19 protein-coding genes and 1 other RNA gene are annotated in these 17,412 nt (G+C 47.0%); 16 read left to right on the top strand and 4 right to left on the bottom strand.

The genetic code is table 11. The annotated features are described in order from the left end of the window. Positions 1-332 precede the first annotated feature (332 nt). The 16 genes from der (at position 333) to AC4OGX_RS21200 (ending at position 14,917) form a co-directional block, all read left to right on the top strand. Positions 333-1,661, top strand: coding sequence for a ribosome biogenesis GTPase Der (gene der / locus AC4OGX_RS21275; RefSeq protein ID WP_493332880.1), 1,329 nt, complete (start codon positions 333-335; stop codon positions 1,659-1,661). A gap of 2 nt (positions 1,662-1,663) precedes the next feature. Beyond that, entirely contained in the window at positions 1,664-2,299 is a 636-nt protein-coding gene (plsY, locus tag AC4OGX_RS21270; protein WP_493332879.1) for a glycerol-3-phosphate 1-O-acyltransferase PlsY, read from the top strand. Between the two features lie 25 nt (positions 2,300-2,324). Beyond that, positions 2,325-3,344, top strand: coding sequence for an NAD(P)H-dependent glycerol-3-phosphate dehydrogenase (locus tag AC4OGX_RS21265; protein ID WP_493333062.1), 1,020 nt, complete (start codon positions 2,325-2,327; stop codon positions 3,342-3,344). Between the two features lie 72 nt (positions 3,345-3,416). Beyond that, positions 3,417-4,889 (top strand): stage IV sporulation protein A, encoded by a 1,473-nt coding sequence (gene spoIVA / locus AC4OGX_RS21260; protein WP_493332877.1) that lies wholly within the window; start codon positions 3,417-3,419, stop codon positions 4,887-4,889. A 184-nt stretch (positions 4,890-5,073) separates the two neighbouring features. Next, positions 5,074-5,895: a purine-nucleoside phosphorylase gene (locus tag AC4OGX_RS21255; protein ID WP_493332876.1), complete on the top strand. Its 822-nt coding sequence runs from the start codon at positions 5,074-5,076 to the stop codon at positions 5,893-5,895. A 49-nt stretch (positions 5,896-5,944) separates the two neighbouring features. Next, positions 5,945-7,222 carry an amidohydrolase gene (locus tag AC4OGX_RS21250; RefSeq protein WP_493333060.1) on the top strand — a complete coding sequence of 426 codons (1,278 nt, stop codon included), beginning with the start codon at positions 5,945-5,947 and terminating at the stop codon, positions 7,220-7,222. A gap of 96 nt (positions 7,223-7,318) precedes the next feature. After that, positions 7,319-7,783 carry a MogA/MoaB family molybdenum cofactor biosynthesis protein gene (locus AC4OGX_RS21245; protein WP_493332874.1) on the top strand — a complete coding sequence of 155 codons (465 nt, stop codon included), beginning with the start codon at positions 7,319-7,321 and terminating at the stop codon, positions 7,781-7,783. After that, positions 7,780-8,535, top strand: a complete 756-nt coding sequence (locus tag AC4OGX_RS21240) for an MBL fold metallo-hydrolase (RefSeq protein WP_493332872.1) — start codon at positions 7,780-7,782, stop codon at positions 8,533-8,535. The genes AC4OGX_RS21245 and AC4OGX_RS21240 overlap by 4 nt, the downstream gene beginning before the upstream one ends. A 78-nt stretch (positions 8,536-8,613) precedes the next feature. Then, entirely contained in the window at positions 8,614-9,096 is a 483-nt protein-coding gene (rnhA, locus tag AC4OGX_RS21235; RefSeq protein ID WP_493332870.1) for a ribonuclease HI, read from the top strand. 95 nt (positions 9,097-9,191) lie between these two features. After that, an RNA gene (rnpB, locus tag AC4OGX_RS21230) (RNase P RNA component class A) lies at positions 9,192-9,565 on the top strand. Between the two features lie 36 nt (positions 9,566-9,601). Then, on the top strand, positions 9,602-11,737 hold the full coding sequence (locus tag AC4OGX_RS21225; RefSeq protein WP_493332869.1) for a PTS sugar transporter subunit IIC/EAL domain-containing protein: 2,136 nt from the start codon (positions 9,602-9,604) through the stop codon (positions 11,735-11,737). A 158-nt stretch (positions 11,738-11,895) separates the two neighbouring features. Then, the gene (locus tag AC4OGX_RS21220) at positions 11,896-12,177 is read left to right on the top strand and encodes a CD3324 family protein (RefSeq protein ID WP_493332867.1); all 282 of its coding nucleotides are present in this window, start codon (positions 11,896-11,898) and stop codon (positions 12,175-12,177) included. Between the two features lie 166 nt (positions 12,178-12,343). Continuing rightward, positions 12,344-12,976 carry a CatB-related O-acetyltransferase gene (locus tag AC4OGX_RS21215; protein WP_493332866.1) on the top strand — a complete coding sequence of 211 codons (633 nt, stop codon included), beginning with the start codon at positions 12,344-12,346 and terminating at the stop codon, positions 12,974-12,976. Between the two features lie 51 nt (positions 12,977-13,027). Then, positions 13,028-13,729, top strand: a complete 702-nt coding sequence (locus AC4OGX_RS21210; RefSeq protein ID WP_493332864.1) for an alpha/beta hydrolase — start codon at positions 13,028-13,030, stop codon at positions 13,727-13,729. Between the two features lie 149 nt (positions 13,730-13,878). Further along, the gene (locus tag AC4OGX_RS21205; RefSeq protein WP_493332863.1) at positions 13,879-14,370 is read left to right on the top strand and encodes a MarR family transcriptional regulator; all 492 of its coding nucleotides are present in this window, start codon (positions 13,879-13,881) and stop codon (positions 14,368-14,370) included. Then, entirely contained in the window at positions 14,363-14,917 is a 555-nt protein-coding gene (locus tag AC4OGX_RS21200; protein WP_493332861.1) for a flavodoxin domain-containing protein, read from the top strand. Before AC4OGX_RS21205 ends, AC4OGX_RS21200 begins: the two co-directional genes overlap by 8 nt. 20 nt (positions 14,918-14,937) lie before the next feature. Here the strand turns inward: AC4OGX_RS21200 and AC4OGX_RS21195 are convergent, their stop codons facing one another. The 4 genes from AC4OGX_RS21195 to AC4OGX_RS21180 all read right to left on the bottom strand — a co-directional run bounded on the left by AC4OGX_RS21195 (position 14,938) and on the right by AC4OGX_RS21180 (position 17,407). Further along, on the bottom strand, positions 14,938-15,381 hold the full coding sequence (locus AC4OGX_RS21195) for an aspartate carbamoyltransferase regulatory subunit (protein ID WP_493332860.1): 444 nt from the start codon (positions 15,379-15,381) through the stop codon (positions 14,938-14,940). A gap of 33 nt (positions 15,382-15,414) precedes the next feature. Further along, the gene (pyrB, locus tag AC4OGX_RS21190) at positions 15,415-16,335 is read right to left on the bottom strand and encodes an aspartate carbamoyltransferase (RefSeq protein WP_493332859.1); all 921 of its coding nucleotides are present in this window, start codon (positions 16,333-16,335) and stop codon (positions 15,415-15,417) included. 38 nt (positions 16,336-16,373) lie between these two features. Beyond that, positions 16,374-16,910: a nitroreductase family protein gene (locus AC4OGX_RS21185; protein ID WP_493332857.1), complete on the bottom strand. Its 537-nt coding sequence runs from the start codon at positions 16,908-16,910 to the stop codon at positions 16,374-16,376. Positions 16,911-17,029: 119 nt separating this feature from the next. After that, complete coding sequence (locus tag AC4OGX_RS21180) at positions 17,030-17,407, bottom strand: putative ABC transporter permease (RefSeq protein ID WP_493332856.1); 378 nt, start codon at positions 17,405-17,407, stop codon at positions 17,030-17,032. Between the last annotated feature and the right edge of the window lie 5 nt (positions 17,408-17,412).

The raw sequence follows: 17,412 nt of genomic DNA, 5'->3' as shown, positions 1-17,412 counted from the left end.
ACTGGCGATACACGGCCCATACCGTTTCGGCACACGTAAGAAGCTCGAATATGACAGCAAGAGGAGCATATGCTTATACGCATAGACAGCCGGATTCATTGCAATACTGGGAGGATTTGTGATATAATGCTTGCAGTAAAGTATTGGCTTTTCCTTTTCTATATATAATAAGAAGTGTGATTTCAAAAGAAAGCTTTACAAGTTTCGGCAGATATTGTAAAATCAAGCGGGCAGGGTTGAAAGACATAACACAGTATAAAAGAAGTTATCTTAAGTCTGCCAGTTCCTAAAAGAAACGAAAAATGAAAAGTTCAGAAAGGTAGTTAATAAATATGAGTAAACCAGTAGTAGCGATCGTAGGAAGGCCAAATGTTGGAAAATCTACGTTGTTCAATGTCCTGGCAGGAGAGATGATTTCAATCGTCAAGGATACGCCGGGAGTTACAAGAGACCGTATCTATGCTGATGTCAATTGGCTGGATAAGGAGTTTACCCTGATCGATACCGGGGGAATTGAACCGGACAGCAGGGATATCATCCTCTCCCAGATGAGAGAGCAGGCACAGATTGCCATTGATACGGCCGATGTGATTATCTTCATTACGGATGTAAAGCAGGGATTAGTGGATTCAGATTCTAAGGTTGCCGATATGCTCAGGAGATCAGGCAAGCCAGTCGTACTTGTTGTTAATAAGGTGGATAATTTTAATAAGATGATGCCGGATGTTTATGAATTCTATAACCTCGGTATTGGGGATCCGGTTCCGATCTCAGCGGCATCCAGGCTGGGGATCGGAGATATGCTGGATACGGTAGCACAATATTTCCCGGAAGGTGCGGGAGAAGAGGAAGAAGATGACAGGCCGAGGATCGCCATCGTCGGAAAACCGAACGTGGGGAAATCTTCGATCATCAATAAGCTCTTAGGTGAGAACCGCGTGATCGTATCTGATATTGCAGGAACCACCAGAGATGCTATTGACACAGATATCGTGTACAATGGAAAGGAGTATATTTTCATTGATACGGCAGGGCTGCGCAGGAAGAATAAGATTAAGGAAGAGCTGGAGCGCTACAGTATCATCCGTACGGTAACAGCAGTAGAGCGTGCGGATGTGGTCCTTATGGTGATCGATGCCACAGAAGGGGTGACGGAGCAGGATGCTAAGATAGCCGGAATCGCCCATGAGCGCGGAAAAGGGATCATCATCGTAGTGAATAAATGGGATGCCATCGAGAAAAATGATAAGACTACCAGAGAATATGAAGCCAAGATCAGACAGGTCTTATCCTATCTTCCTTATGCGGAGGTCATGTTCGTATCTGCAAAGACAGGGCAGAGACTGACCAAACTGTACGAGATGATCGATCTGGTGATCGAGAACCAGACGCTGCGTGTGGCGACAGGAGTTCTCAACGAGATCATGACAGAGGCAGTTGCTATGCAGCAGCCGCCGTCAGATAAAGGCAAGAGGCTGAAGCTGTACTATATTACACAGGTTTCTGTGAAGCCGCCGACCTTTGTTATTTTTGTAAATGATAAAGAGCTGATGCATTTTTCTTATACCAGATATCTGGAGAATAAGATCAGAGAAGCCTTTGGATTCAGGGGAACCTCTCTAAAGTTCTTTATCAGGGAAAGAAAGGAAAAGGAGCAATAGTTATGGAACGTTTCATCTGCCTTTTGATCGGTTATGTCTGCGGTTTATTACAGACAGGCTATCTTGTAGGGAAGCTCAATCATGTTGATATCAGAAAAGAAGGGAGCGGAAATGCAGGCTCCACCAATGCCGTGCGGGTGATGGGGTGGAAGGCAGGTCTTATGACCTTTGCAGGAGATGTGCTCAAATGTGTTGCGGCGATCCTGATCGTCCGTTATGTTTACAGAGGCAGTGAAGCTCTGCCGCTTTTGGCGATGTATGCGGGGATGGGAGCCACACTGGGGCATAACTTCCCGTTTTATCTGAAGTTTAAAGGGGGAAAAGGGATCGCGGTCCTGGCAGGCCTTGTCGTTTCCACGGGCCCGGCGATGGTGCCGATTCCGCTGGCGGCCTTTTTGATTTCTGTGATTTTTTCCAGATATGTATCCTTAGGGTCTCTGCTTGCTTCCACCTTGTTTTTCCTGGAAGTGGTAACCTTTGGACAGTACGGCGGCTTTCATATGGCAGCCCCGTACTTGTATGAGATGTACATACTGGTCCTTGTCCTGACCCTTTTGGCATGGTACAGGCATAAAGAGAATATTAAGCGTCTGCTCGCAGGCACGGAGAATAGATTTGGTTCAGGGAAGAAAAAGTAGATTCAGATGTAAAGGAGAATGAATGATGGCAAATGTAGGTGTATTAGGAGCTGGAAGCTGGGGAACAGCACTTTCTGTCCTGTTGCATGAGAATGGACACCAGGTGACCATTTGGTCGATCGACAAGGCAGAGGTGGAGATGCTGACCCGGAAAAGAGAACATGAGACAAAGCTTCCCGGAGTAAAGCTTCCGGAAGATATGATGATCACAAATGACTTGAAAGAGGCTGTGACGGGCCGCGATTTCCTGGTGTTAGCCGTACCTTCTCCATTTACAAGAGCAACTGCTAAGAGCATGAGCCCTTATATCAAAGAGGGACAGATCATTGTGGATGTGGCAAAAGGAATCGAAGAGACGACTCTGATGACACTATCTCAGCAGATCGAACAGGAGATCCCGCAGGCAGACGTAGCGGTTCTTTCCGGACCCAGTCATGCGGAGGAGGTCGGAAGGAAGCTGCCGACTACCTGTGTCATCGGCGCAAAGACGAGAAAGACTGCCCAGTACCTTCAATCCATGTTCATCAGCCGTGTGTTCCGCGTTTATACAAGCCCGGATATTTTAGGAATCGAGCTGGGAGGCTCTCTGAAAAATGTGATCGCCCTTGCGGCAGGAATCGCAGACGGACTTGGGTATGGAGATAATACGAAGGCGGCCCTGATCACCAGGGGAATTGCAGAGATCGCAAGGCTGGGTGTGAAAATGGGTGGAAAGATCGAGACATTTACAGGGCTTACCGGGATCGGCGACCTGATCGTAACCTGTGCCAGTGTCCACAGCCGTAACAGGAAGGCCGGTTTCCTGATCGGACAGGGCAGGACGATGGAGCAGGCGATGGAGGAAGTTAAGATGGTGGTTGAAGGCGTCTATTCCGCCAAGGCAGCTGCAAAGCTGGCCAAAGAGTATGGTGTTTCCATGCCGATCGTAGACCAGGTAAATGCCGTGCTTTTCGAGGGCAAGAATCCGGCAGAGGCGGTCGATGAGCTGATGCTGCGTGAACACAAAAGCGAACATGCCTCCCTGCCATGGCCGGGTGAAGAATAAATTTTTATAGAATAATCATAAACCCCCTTTTCTGTGCATACATTGGTATCAGCAGAACAAGGGGGTAATTTTATGGATTCATTTCAGCTATACAAAGACATGAAAGCAAGAACAAACGGAGAAATCTACATCGGAGTTGTTGGTCCTGTTCGGACAGGCAAGTCGACCTTTATCAAGAGATTCATGGATCTTCTGGTACTGCCGAATATGACAGACGAACATGCGAGAGAGAGAACAAAGGACGAACTGCCCCAGTCCGCATCCGGCACTACCATCATGACCACAGAGCCCAAATTTGTGCCAAAGGAGGCAGCCGCCATCAAGCTTTCTGATGATGTGGAGGTGAAAATCAGGCTGATCGACTGTGTCGGCTATATGGTGGACGGTGCTTCGGGGCATATTGAAAACGAGGCAGAGCGGCAGGTGAAGACGCCCTGGTTCGAGTATGAGATCCCATTTACCAAAGCTGCCGCGATCGGGACCCAGAAGGTCATCCATGACCATGCGACCATAGGGATCGTCGTGACAACAGACGGCAGTATCGGGGACCTGCCGAGAGAAAATTATATAGCTGCGGAAGAAAAAACAGTAAAAGAGCTTCAATCCATCGGGAAGCCGTTTATTGTCTTATTGAATACGAAGAAGCCTTACACAGAAGAGGCAAAGGCGATGCAGGAGGAGCTGCAGGTGAAATACGGTGTATCCGTTCTCCCGGTCAATTGCGAGCAGCTTCGGACAGAGGATATCCATAACATTATGCGCCAGGTATTATTCGAATTCCCCATTGCAGAGGTGGAATTCTATATCCCGAAGTGGGTGGAAATGCTGTCCAGAGACCACCGGATCAAGGCCGATCTATTACAGAACGTAAAATCGATCATGGCAGGCTTAAAAGACATCCGCAGTGCAGCAGGAGACCCGCCGCTGGCAGACAGTCCATACATAGAAAAGGTAAATGTAGACAAGATCGAGATGGACACCGGCAGGGTAAAGATCAGAATCTCGTTTGCAGAGCAGTTCTATTATGAAGTCTTAAGCGAATTGACAGGAACACAGATCAAGGGAGAATATGAACTGATCACCGCCATGAAGGAGCTGGCAGCGATGAAGGAGGAATATACCCAGATCAAGGATGCGTTTGCAGATGTGAAAATGAAAGGGTACGGAGTGGTCAGCCCGAAGAAGGAAGAAATCGCACTGGATGAGCCTCAGATCATTAAGCAGGGGAATAAGTATGGTGTGAAGATTCATTCTGAGGCACCGTCTATCCATATGATCCGGGCGAACATCGAGACAGAGATCGCGCCGATCGTGGGGAATGAGAAGCAGGCACAGGATTTGGTAGAATATATCAAGGCGGAAAGCGAGACCCCGGAAGGTGTATGGGGAACGAATATTTTCGGGAAGTCCATTGAAGAGCTGGTGATGGACGGAATGAGGAATAAGATCACTATGATCAATGACGAAAGCCAGGTGAAGCTGCAGGATACGATGCAGAAGATCGTGAACGACAGTAACGGAGGACTGGTGTGCATTATCATATAGATAGGTGAAAAGGGCTGCTGCACCGGCTTAAATTTAGCGGTGGGCAGCCTGTCTGCGTTCTTAAGGGTCATTCAAAAATGCAGCGGCGTGGCGTTCTGAAATTCCCCTTGAGTCTTTGGAGCGTAAAGGTTATAATACTCCCAGGTATCTTTTTAATTCATCACATAGATCAGGAGTATAAAATATGAGCAAACAATATGAAAAGTTATTAAAATGTTATGAATATTACAAGTCTGTTACAGATTTTAAGCCCCGTGTCGGCTTGATCCTTGGCTCCGGCCTTGGCAATTATGCAAGAAATATGAAGGTAGAGAAAGAGATTCCGTATGGTGATATCCCGGGCTTTCCGGTCTCTACCGTGGAAGGCCATGACGGCCGTTTTCTTCTGGGATTTATTGGCGGCGTCCCGGTAGTTGTGATGAAAGGGCGCGTCCATTATTACGAAGGGTATTCCATGGAGGAGGTTGTACTGCCGACCCGGCTGATGAAGATGATGGGAATCGAGATCCTCCTTTTGACCAACGCATCCGGCGGGATCAACAGAAAGTTTAGCGTCGGAGATTTCATGATGATCACAGATCAGATCTCTAATTTCGTCCCGTCTCCTTTGATCGGGGAAAATGTATTCGAGCTTGGAACTCGTTTCCCGGATATGACACATATTTATGATGTTAAGCTGATGAAGCTGATCAGAGATACGGCAGAAGAAGAGCAGATTTCGATCCGGGAGGGTGTTTACCTCCAGACATCAGGGCCAAATTTCGAAAGTCCTGCAGAGATCAGGATGTTCGAGACCATTGGAGCGGATGCAGTGGGGATGAGCACGGCATGTGAGGCCATCGCAGCCCGGCATGCCCAGATACGGGTCTGCGGGATCTCCTGCATCTCGAATATGGCATGCGGTATCACCGGTGAGGAACTGAGCCATCTGGATGTACAGGCAGTTGCAGACAAAAGGGCGGAGGAATTTGAACGTCTGGTAACACGGATCATTGAAAAACTCTAAAATGATCAGGCAGGATAGGATCGTGGATAAGAATAGGAAGGACGATAAGATGAAGATTCGAATTTATAATGTAAGGATTCTGACTATGGAGGAGGGAAAGGGAATCTTCCGTGGAGAGGTATGGGTGAAAGGAGATACGATCGCCTATGCAGGCCCGGTCATCCTGGATTCAAAGGAAGAATGGGACCAGGAGATCGATGGGCAGGGAAATCTGCTCATGCCGGGATTTAAGAATGCACATACACATTCTGCAATGACATTTCTACGCTCATATGCAGATGATATGAAGCTGGATGAGTGGCTGAATAAGAGAGTTTTCCCGGCGGAGGCAAAGCTGACAGGAGAGGATATCTACTGGCTGAATAAGCTGGCTATTATGGAATACCTGACCAGCGGGATTACATCTGTTTTTGATATGTATCTGAATAAACCGGCGGCTGAGCGCACGGTAAAGGATACGGGGTACCGCATGGTCATCTGTGAAAGCATCAATGACTTTGGAGGTACTATCCAGGAGGTAGAGGAGGATTACCACAGATATAATCAGGACCCGGACCGTTTCATATCCTATCAGCTTGGATTCCATGCGGAGTATACGACGAGCAGGAAGCTGATGGAGGAATTAGCAGGACTTTCCCATAAGTATGGGATTCCTGTCTCCGTACATTGTTCAGAGACGAAAAAGGAAGTGGAGGACTGCAGGAGCAGGACAGGTATGACCCCGGTGGCGTATATGAATTCCCAGGGCCTTTTTGATCATGGCGGCAGCCTGTTCCATGGAGTGCATATGGATGATGAGGATTTTCAGATCATAAAGCAGAGGGGGCTTTTTGTTGTGACGAATCCGGCGTCTAATCTAAAACTTGCCAGCGGGATCGCTCCAATCAAACGTTATCTGGACATGAACATCCCGGTAGCGATCGGCACAGACGGCCCGGCAAGCAACAACTGTCTGGATATGTTCCGGGAGATGTTTTTGACTACAGGGCTGCAGAAAGCAGTCTGCGATGACCCGGAAGCAGTTCCTGCAATGGATGTATTAAGGATGGCGGCAGTAAATGGTGCTTATGCAATGGGGCTTCCGGAGTGTGATACGCTGGCTGAGGGGAAAAAGGCGGACATGATCCTGATCGATTTGCAGCAGCCTAATATGCAGCCGCTGCAGAATATCGAGAAAAATCTGGTTTACAGCGGAAGCAAGCAGAATGTGAAGATGACCATGGTCGGCGGCAGGGTGCTTTATCAGGATGGGAATTACTATCTGGATTCTTCTAAGGAAGAAATCTTTGCGAGGGCCAATGAATCGGCGAGACGTATTTTAGGATAGGACGAATGCTTACGGAAGGAGGTTCTGAGGGGGACATTTCTTCCGGAGCAGGAGGTTTGGATGCAATGTATAGATGATTAGAAAGGGGTACGGTAGATGAAAGCAGCAATTTTTACAATGGATACAGGAATATATAAGGCAAAGCAGGAGAGTGCGGCTGCAAGTGCATTAAAGAGAATGCTGGAACAAGTAGGCTTTGACGTGAAGGCAGCAGGGGTGCTGCCGGAGGACCGCAAAGTCCTGACAGCGGTATTAAAAAGACTGACAGATACGCAGAGTGTGGACCTGATCCTTACAACGGGAGCGGTAGGCATCCAGAAGCGTGACTGTGCACCGGATGTTGTGGCAGAGATTTCTGACAGGCTGCTTCCGGGGATACCGGAGGCGGTCAGGGCTTACAATCTGCGTTATTCAAAGAAGGCGATGCTGGACCGTTTAAATGCCGGGATCAGGAAAAATACGCTGATCGTAAACCTGCCGGAGGGGGCAAAAGCAGCAAAAGACAGTCTGGAATATATCCTGCCGGAATTAGTACAAGTAGTGGAGATTTTAAGTCTATGATAAGAGTAACCTATTTAAGTCACAGCGGCTTCCTGGTAGAGCTAGAGCATGCGTATTTTCTGTTTGATTATTATAAGGGAGATTTACCTGAGATTAAGACGGGGAAGCCATTTTTTGTCTTTGTAAGCCATGTACATCATGACCATTACAGGAAGGATATTTTCAGGTTAAGGGAATATCTCCCGGAACTCTATTTCATCCTATCAAATGATGTGGATGCCGAAGAAGCCAGGGACATCATCTCAATGGGGCCGAATGAGGAGAAGGAGGTTTCGGGATGCCGGATCAGAACACTGCGGTCCACGGATGAAGGTGTCGCCTTTCTGGTGCAGTATGAAGGCATCACGGTATACCATGCAGGAGATCTGAACTGGTGGCACTGGGAAGAAGAAAGCAGGGAATATAACACCATGATGCGGCGGAATTATCAATATGAGATCAATAAGCTGAACGGGGAGAAGATCGATGCTGCCTTTGTACCTGTTGATCCCAGGCTTGGCGAGCAGTATTGCCTGGGAATTGACTGCTTTATGAAGCGGACGGATACTCAGGCGGTATTCCCGATGCATTTTTGGGATAATTACGGGATCTTTGACCGGCTGCTGCTGGAAAAAAGTGCCCGGGAATATGCAGAAAAGATCCAGCGCATCACAAAAGAAGGCCAGGTCTTTGAATTGGAGAAGAAAGAGGAAAAATCTTTTGCAGAGAGTGTCAGAGAGATCATGGAGCCAGATGATTTAAGCCAGGGATGATCATATGGGCCGGCGGGAGGATGCATAAAAGGATAGAAGGAAAAGAGAGAAGGAAAGAACAGGAGTGACAGAGAGGATATGCAGGTAAAATTATATACAGACGGCGCAGCAAGAGGAAACCCGGACGGGCCGGGAGGGTATGGAGCTGTACTGGAATATGTGGATACAAAGGGAGAGCTTCATACTAAGGAGCTTTCACAGGGATATGTTAAGACGACCAATAACCGGATGGAGCTGATGGCTGTCATCACCGGGCTGGAAGCGTTGAACCGTCCCTGTGAGGTGGAGGTTTATTCTGATTCGAAGTATGTGGTGGATGCTTTTAACCAGCACTGGGTGGACGGCTGGCTGAAAAAGGGATGGAAACGCGGGAAAAATGAGCCTGTAAAGAATGTGGACCTGTGGAAACGGCTTTTGGCAGCCAAGGAACAGCATAAGGTGACGTTTCACTGGGTTAAGGGCCATGATGGACATCCGCAGAATGAACGGTGTGACGAATTGGCGACTACTGCCGCTGATGGAAGCGGACTGATCGTGGATGAGGGACTCGGACAGAATTAGTCTCTTTTCTTTCAGAAGTTCCAGTTAAAAATTGGATCATAAAATCAGTTTTAAATTCTGGACAGAAAGAAAATTACATAGTATAATAAGTAAGTTAAGTAAGACAGACAATCGCGGCTGCAAGTGCCGAAAGGCTGCAGACGAGGAAAGTCCGGGCTTCACAGGGCAGGATGCCGGATAACGTCCGGTGGAGGTGACTCCAAGGCCAGTGCAACAGAAATAAACCGCCGGGAGTGATTCCTGACTGTTGTCAGGGGGATTTCCGGTAAGGGTGGAAAGGCAGTGTAAGAGACTACCGCCTCGCTGGTAACAGAGAGGGCACATGTAAACCCCATCCGAAGCAAGACCGAATATAAGCAATGTGGCGGCCCGTCACGCTTTAGGTAGGTCGCTTGAGCCTGGTGGCGACATCAGGCCTAGATAGATGATTGTCCAACGACATAACCCGGCTTATCGTCTTGCTTAACCAGTTTTTATGAGAAGAATGACAGTGGTGGTGCCGTGAATGGATTACGGCATCACTTTTTACTATGAGGAGAAAAGGGGAGAGAGCATGTATTTGAAGGCACTTCAGGTGATTTATAAGATCGAGAACAATCAGATATTGTCTTCCATAAAAAAGGGCTTTACTCTTCTGATCCCCGTTTTACTGGTAGGATCTTTTTCCCTTTTATTTTTGAATTTCCCGGTCGCAGCCTTCCAGGCTTTTATTGACGGGTGGGCAGGAGGGGCTTTGGATACGGCCCTGAATTTTTTGTTTGATTCTACGGTGGGCTTTATGTCCGTGTATCTTGTCATCAGCATCAGCTATTATTATTCCACAACATTCAAGGAGCGCGATGTGTTCCTGCAGGTGATGGCCATGGTGGTTTCCATGGTCTGTTTTGCCGCCTCCTTCGGTGCGGCAGGCGGATCTATGGAGTTAGTTGATCTGGGGCCGGTAGGGGTGTTTACGGCAATGTTTTCTTCCATTGTGGCGACAAAGCTGTTTTACCTGTTTTATGGGAAGATCTCGGCTTCGTCCCGGTTCCGTTCAAGAGGGGCGGATGTGGACTACCGGAATTCACTTTCTGCAATATTTCCGCTTCTTTTTTGCGCCCTGCTTTTTATTGGGCTGAATCTGCTGATACAGCGTGTTTTTCATGTGGAGAATCTAAACGACCTGGTAACCAGCGGAATTGTTTATCTCTTTCACAACTTTGAGAATGGGCTCGGAGCAGGGATCTTATATGTGGTGGTATTGAATCTTCTGTGGGTCTTTGGTATCCATGGCGGAGATGCGCTGGAGCATGTGGCCCAGACATATCTTGTGCCCAAGGATTCGGTGGCCGGGGCAGTGATTTCCAAATCCTTTTTGGATAGTTATGCAATGATCGGGGGATGCGGGACCTCCATCTGCCTTCTGCTGGCTCTGCTGCTTTTTTCCCGCGAAAGAGAGAATAGACAGCTATCTTGTTCGGCGGCTTCGGCAGTGATATTCAACATCAATGAGATCCTCGTATACGGTCTTCCGGTGGTATTGAATCCTGTTCTGTTCCTTCCGTTTATCCTGGCCCCTGTGATCTCGTTTCTGATTTCCTACGGTGCGGCGGTCACCGGATTCCTGCCCATATTAGGGAGGCAGGTGACGTGGACCACACCGGTTTTATTCAGCGGATATCTCTCCTCCGGCTCTTGGAGAGGGGCGGCTGTTCAGCTTGTGATCCTGGCGGCAGGAACGGTGGTATATGCTCCTTTTATCTGTCTGATGGACCGTGTGAAGGAGCGGCAGGCACAGATGCTGTTGAATGAGCTGACCGAACATTTTAAAATGTGCCAGGAAGAGGGGGAGGAGAATATCCACCTGCTTGAGCGCCGCGACAGCAAAGGGCTTCTGGCAAGGAACATTGCCCAAAAGCTTCGTACCGACGTCGAACAGGAACGGATTACCATGGGATACCAGCCACAGTATGATCATAGGGGGAAAATGGTGGGGGCAGAAGCCCTGCTCCGTTGGAAATATATGGGCCGGAGTATTTATCCGCCTCTGGTTGTGGCGCTGGCAAAGGAAGACGGATTTTACGACCGCCTGACACAGGTTGTGGTGAAGGTTTCTATGCAGGCATGCCGCGGGCTGAAGGATCAAGGCAGCGCGGTTACGGTCTCGGCAAATATTTCGGCGGACCAGCTGAATTCTGAGCAGTTTATTAACCGCGTGATCCGCATGGCTCAGTTCTATGGCATAGAAGGATATTTTTCCCTGGAAGTGACTGAGGAGGCCTCTGTCGACAGGATGGAGGAGATCCCGCATCATATCAGCAGACTGAAGGCGGCGGGAATCAGAACAGAAGTGGATGATTTCAGTATGGGGCGGACCAGTCTGATGTATCTGCAGAACAACAATTTTTATGCTGTGAAGCTGGATGGCAGGCTGGTGCAGGGGATGCTTTTGAATGAAAGGAATCAGGAGATCATTTCTTCCATTGTATCCCTTGGAAGGAATCTTGGGTTTGTAGTGATCGCAGAATATGTGGAGACAGAAGAAATACGTGCAGTACTGGAGAAACTGGGCTGTAATCTATACCAGGGGTATCTGTACAGTCCGGCGATACCTTTGGAACAGCTTGCCGAATTGGCAAGAAAGGATGGAGAGAAGATTTGAGGAGGTGTTGATGATGTGTCAGAATAAGAAACGTAAAAACGATGTAGAGCTCCTTGCAGAGCCGGTATTACAGCGACATCTGCAGGGAGTAGAGAAAAGTCGCTGATCTCATATGCTGGCTTTGCTGCTTGAATCTGACAATCAAGGAGGAAGCTCATATGAAATATATAAATGCAAATCTGATTCTCCCGGCTGAACTGGTCGAGGAACTGCAAAAATATGTGCAGGCAGGTTATCTTTATGTTCCTGCCAAGGCCGGACAGCATAAATCGTGGGGAGAACTGACAGGTTATAAGGCAGAGCTTGAGAAGCGGAATGAATGTATCGTAGAGGAATATAAAAGCGGCTGTTCCCTGGAGGAACTGGCTAAACGCTACTGCCTTTCAGTTTATGCGATCAGGAAAATTGTTTACTATGGATCATGTAGAGGGCTGCCGTAAAGGGCAGTCCTTTTTTGGTTATGGTGTTTCGTTTTGGATTCCTTTAGAAAGAATAGTGCGGTATTATTTCGTATATTGAAAGAGCTTGTCGCTTACTGGTAACATGGAGCTTGTGAAGGATGTATGGGATATAAGAGATGTTTCGATTTTTTCAGGAGGGAGCATTATGGCGGATTTAGAAAAAAGAATTTATCCAAGAACAGGAGACGACCAGACGATTTATTTGAAGGGGGTGATCACGAATCCGTATATCAGCGTTGGAGAGTATACAATGTACAATGATTTTGTTCATGATCCGGTTTTATTTGAGAAGAATAATGTTTTGTACCATTACCCCATCAATCGTGACAGACTGATCATCGGGAAATTCTGCTCCATCGCCTGTGGTGCACGTTTTCTTTTTAACAGTGCAAACCACACGATGAAGTCTCTTTCCACCTACCCATTTCCACTCTTTTTTGAAGAGTGGGGGCTGGATAAAAGGAACGTGGCTGATGCATGGGACCAGAAGGGAGATATTGTGGTCGGAAATGATGTATGGATCGGATATGAGGCTGTCATCCTTGCCGGCGTGACCATAGGTGATGGTGCCATTATAGGCAGCCGGGCAGTGGTCACGAAAGATGTACCGCCGTATACGGTAGTGGGAGGAGTGCCGGCAAAGCCTATCAGAAAAAGATTCCGGGAGGAGGTCATCGCAGCCTTGCTGGAAGCAAAATGGTGGAATTGGCCGAAGGAGCGTATCGCACGCAGTCTTGAGGCAATTCAGACGGGAAAAATAGAAAGGTTAAAGGGGTAAAATGATGAAGGTTCAAAAAAGAAGGTACAGGGAATAGAAAAAACGAAAACTTTGATTAACGGGATTCCGGCGATCATTTGGGGAAGTACATCATGGAAGGCATATCTTTATATCCATGGGCAGAATGGATTTAAAGAAGAAGCGGAGGCATTTGCAATCCGTGCGTGCAGCTGCGGCTGGCAGGTTCTAAGTATCGACCTGCCGGGGCATGGGGAGAGAAAGGGCGGGGACAATTCCTGTTTTCCCTGGCAGGCGGTTCCGGAATTAGACAGTATCTATCAATTTATGAAACAACGGTGGGAGCGTATATCGCTGTTTGCAAATAGCATGGGGGCATGGTTTGGTATGCTGTGTCTTGTAGAAAAAGAGATAGAAAACTGCCTGTTCGTTTCTCCGGTCCTTGATATGGAGCGGCTGATAGCCGATATGATGAGCTGGGCCAAGGTTACAGAGGTACAGTTGGAGAAAAAGAAGCGGATTCCAACGTCCTTCGGGCAGACCCTCTCCTGGGAATATTGGCAGTATGCAAAAAGAAATCCTATTCAGACATGGAATGTGCCTACCAGAATCTTATATGCCGGCAAAGACAACATGATCCGGCGGGAAACCATTGAGCAGTTTGCCGCCAGATTCCATTGCGAGGTTACAATTATGGAGAATGGGGAGCACTGGTTTCATACAGAAGAGCAGTTAAGGGTACTGTATGATTGGATGGAGGAATGTTTAAGAAATAGGAATGAAAAGATCAAGTAATAAGGAGGGGAGTTAACAAATCGGGAAACAATTCTGAAAATGGAGGTGCAAGGGGGTCTGACCCTTTTGAAAAAGTATGTTGACAAAAGCGTAACTTGTTACTATAATAATGGTAACAAGTTACGCTTTTGCGGAAGAAAGGAGTAAGAATGGAATTACAACAATTGATCAAGGATTATTCGGTAAATGAGACACTGCAGAAGCAGGGGATTTTCGCAAGTATCTTCCTGGTCCAGAATCGGCTGCAGACAGCCTGCGATAAGCTGGATGAAGAGATTACAATGAAGCAATGGCTTTTGCTGGCAATGGCAGGGACCTCAGATGAACCGATGTCGTTATCTGATTTAGGAAAGCTGATGGGGTGTTCCCGGCAGAATGTAAAAAAGATTGCTCTGTCTTTGGAAATGAAAGGGTTTTTAAAACTAGAAAAACGTAAAGGGGACAGCCGGGCAGTATGTGTAGTTCTGGATGAAAAAATGCTTCAATATTCAAAACGAGTAGGAGAAAGGCAGCAGAAAGTTCTGGAACTTTTATTCCGGGATTTTTCAGAGCAGGATACACAGAGACTGTATCAAGGTTTCATGAAGCTGCAGGAAAATATAGAAAAAATTGAACAATATGTGGAGGAAGAACATGAATAAGCAGGTTGTAGTTTATACCTCTGAAACGGGGTTTACACAAAAGTATGCAATGTGGATCGCAGAGGAACTTGGATGCGAAGCGATAAACATGAAGGAATGGATGCGTAGAAAACCCTCGGATTACCAGACTGTTATCTATGGAGGCGGTTTTTATGCGGGACAGATCAAGGGTCTGAAGAAGATGAAAAATTGCTTGAAACAGTATCCGGGAATCCGGTTGATTGTTTTTGGGACCGGGGCAACGCCGCCGGAGGAAAAAGAGATGGTAAAGGCAGCTATGGATGGGAATTTTACAGACGAAGAGCGCGGTAAAATACCAGCATTCTATTTTCAGTCAGGATTAAACTATGAAAATATGAGTTTGAAATATAAACTGATGATGAAAGCATTTATTTCAATGCTAAAGAAAAAGACAGATCTGACCAAGGAAGAGAAGGTTATGATGGGAATGCTTGCACATTCATACGACTTCTGTAAAAAAGAAAATATCCGGGAATTGATAAACTATTCTGAAAATGGCGTGCAAAAGGGTCTGACCCCTTTGTAAAAAAGCCAGACCCAAATCTCCTACTTATTATCTGTATACTTTTCTTCGCAGTATTTGCAGCGGTAAATCTGCTTCTCCTCATCGGTCAGGACAAACACGTGGTCTAAGCCCTGCTCGATGGAAGTGATGCAGCGGGGATTCTTGCAGCGGATGACATTTCTGATTTCTTTCGGAAGTGTCAGACGCTTTTTGTCTACGATCACTTCGTTCTGGACGATATTGACTGTGATGTTGTGGTCAATGAATCCCAGGATGTCCAGATCCATGAAATCGATAGGACACTCGATCTTCATAATATCCTTCTTTCCCATCTTATTGCTTCTTGCATTCTTGATGATTGCCACACAGCAGTCTAACTTGTCAAGATGCAGGTATTTATAAATCTCCATACTTTTGCCGGCTTCGATATGGTCCAGTACGAACCCTTCGGAGATGCGGCCAACGTTCAATGTATTTTTCACCATAGTGTACCTTCTTTCTTTTAATCTATCCTGCTGTTAATCCACATGGATGCTAAGCAGAGTGAGGATAAGCGCCATACGGACATATACTCCGTACTGCATCTGGCGGAAATATGCAGCTCTCGGGTCGTCATCGATCTCAACAGAAATCTCATTTACCCTTGGAAGCGGATGAAGCACGTACATATCCTCAGGAGCCAGCTTCATTTTTTTCTTATCCAGGATATAGAAATCTTTCATGCGGACATAATCTTCCTCATTGAAGAAACGTTCCTTCTGCACACGAGTCATGTAAAGGATATCCAGATCCGGGATCGCATCTTCCAGGCGTACGACCTCTTTGTAAGGAATATTCTGCTTATCCAGCACATCGTGGCGCATATAATCAGGAAGTCTTAACTCTTCCGGTGAGATCAGAATGAACTTGATCCCCTCATAACGAACCAGAGCGTGGATCAGTGAGTGGACAGTACGTCCAAACTTCAAGTCACCACACAGACCGATGGTCATGTTATTCAAACGTCCCTTTACATTTAAAATAGTCAGCAGGTCGGTCAGTGTCTGGGTCGGGTGCTGGTGCCCTCCGTCACCTGCATTGATCACAGGGATGGAAGAGTGCTGGCAGGCTACCATCGGAGCTCCCTCTTTTGGATGGCGCATGGCACAGATGTCAGCGTAGCAGGAAATCGTGCGGATCGTATCGGAAACACTTTCTCCTTTCGCAGCAGAACTGGAATCGGCAGAAGAGAAGCCCATGATGCTTCCGCCTAAGTTCAGCATAGCAGCCTCGTGGCTTAACCTTGTTCTGGTGCTTGGCTCATAGAATAAAGTTGCAAGTTTCTTTCCGTCACAGGCATGGGCATATTTATCAGGATGTGCCTCGATATCCTGTGCAAGATTTAAAAGTTCGTCAAGTTCCTCTACGGAGAAATCCAGAGGACTCATTAAATGTCTCATAAACAACCTCCTCATATGCCGCACAGGCATATTTAATCTTATCTGTATTCGAGTAATTCTTCAACGGGTTTACGCTTTGGCGCTTCCGGATCTATATCTGGATACCCAACAGCGATCAGTGCAGCAAGTTCCCGGTCTTCTGGAAGCTCCAAAAGCCTGGTGATCCCGTCCTCATCGAAAATCCCCATGATTACCGTACCAAGTCCGTGCTCTTTTGCTGCAAGACAGAAGGTCTGGCATGCGACCCCCACATCAAACATCTGCCATCTGTCCTTTTTCTTGGTAGTATAGGAGCCATCGCGCTCGAACCCGCACCGCCCCTTTATAAAAGTGACAGCGATCAGCATTGGTGCCTGACGAACAATATTAGAATTATTATTGCGGGTGAATTCATCGGCAATCTTTCCAAGAAGGGAAGAATCTTCGATTGCGATATATCGGGTAATCTGAGTGTTTTTCCAGGAAGGGGAAAAGGATGCTGCGTCAACAATAGAATCAATAATTGAATGGTCGATCATATCCGGCTTAAACTGGCGGATGCTTCTTCGAGTTTTAATACAGTCAATAACGTTCATTTGTTTACCTCCCTATCTGAAATTCTCTTCAACTAATCATATACTAAAATAAAGGGATTTTCAACTGAAAATTTGAAGGTTTTTGACAGGGAGGATCAGGCCGGTATTTGCTGCAGATCTCACCGCAGGATTTTCTCAAAGAGCAGTCCTGCACCGAACCACAGAGGGGCATAATCAAATCTTATGACTCCTTTCAGATTGTATTTGGAATTGCTGTAATCCCAGGGACAGGCATGATGCTTCTTAAGGAAACTGCCGGATAAAAATTCCCCGATAAAGATACAGCATGTGTAGACGCTGCCCCTTAAAAAAGGATTTTTCCCCTTTAAAAGCCGGCATACAGGGGATAAAAGACAGGCTGCACCGTAGATCGGGAACATCCAGATAGAGGTGCGCCCGACTAAGGTGAATTCTCTTTTTTTAAATGAGTCAAGGGCTGTAAAAATAATCTCCATGCACCAGCCCACAGTGCCGCAAATGATAAATTTATTCTTCATATAGA

Source organism: Faecalicatena sp., from assembly GCF_058819085.1.
Note: the sequence above shows the minus strand (reverse complement) of the source record. Positions and strands in the feature narration are given on the sequence as shown.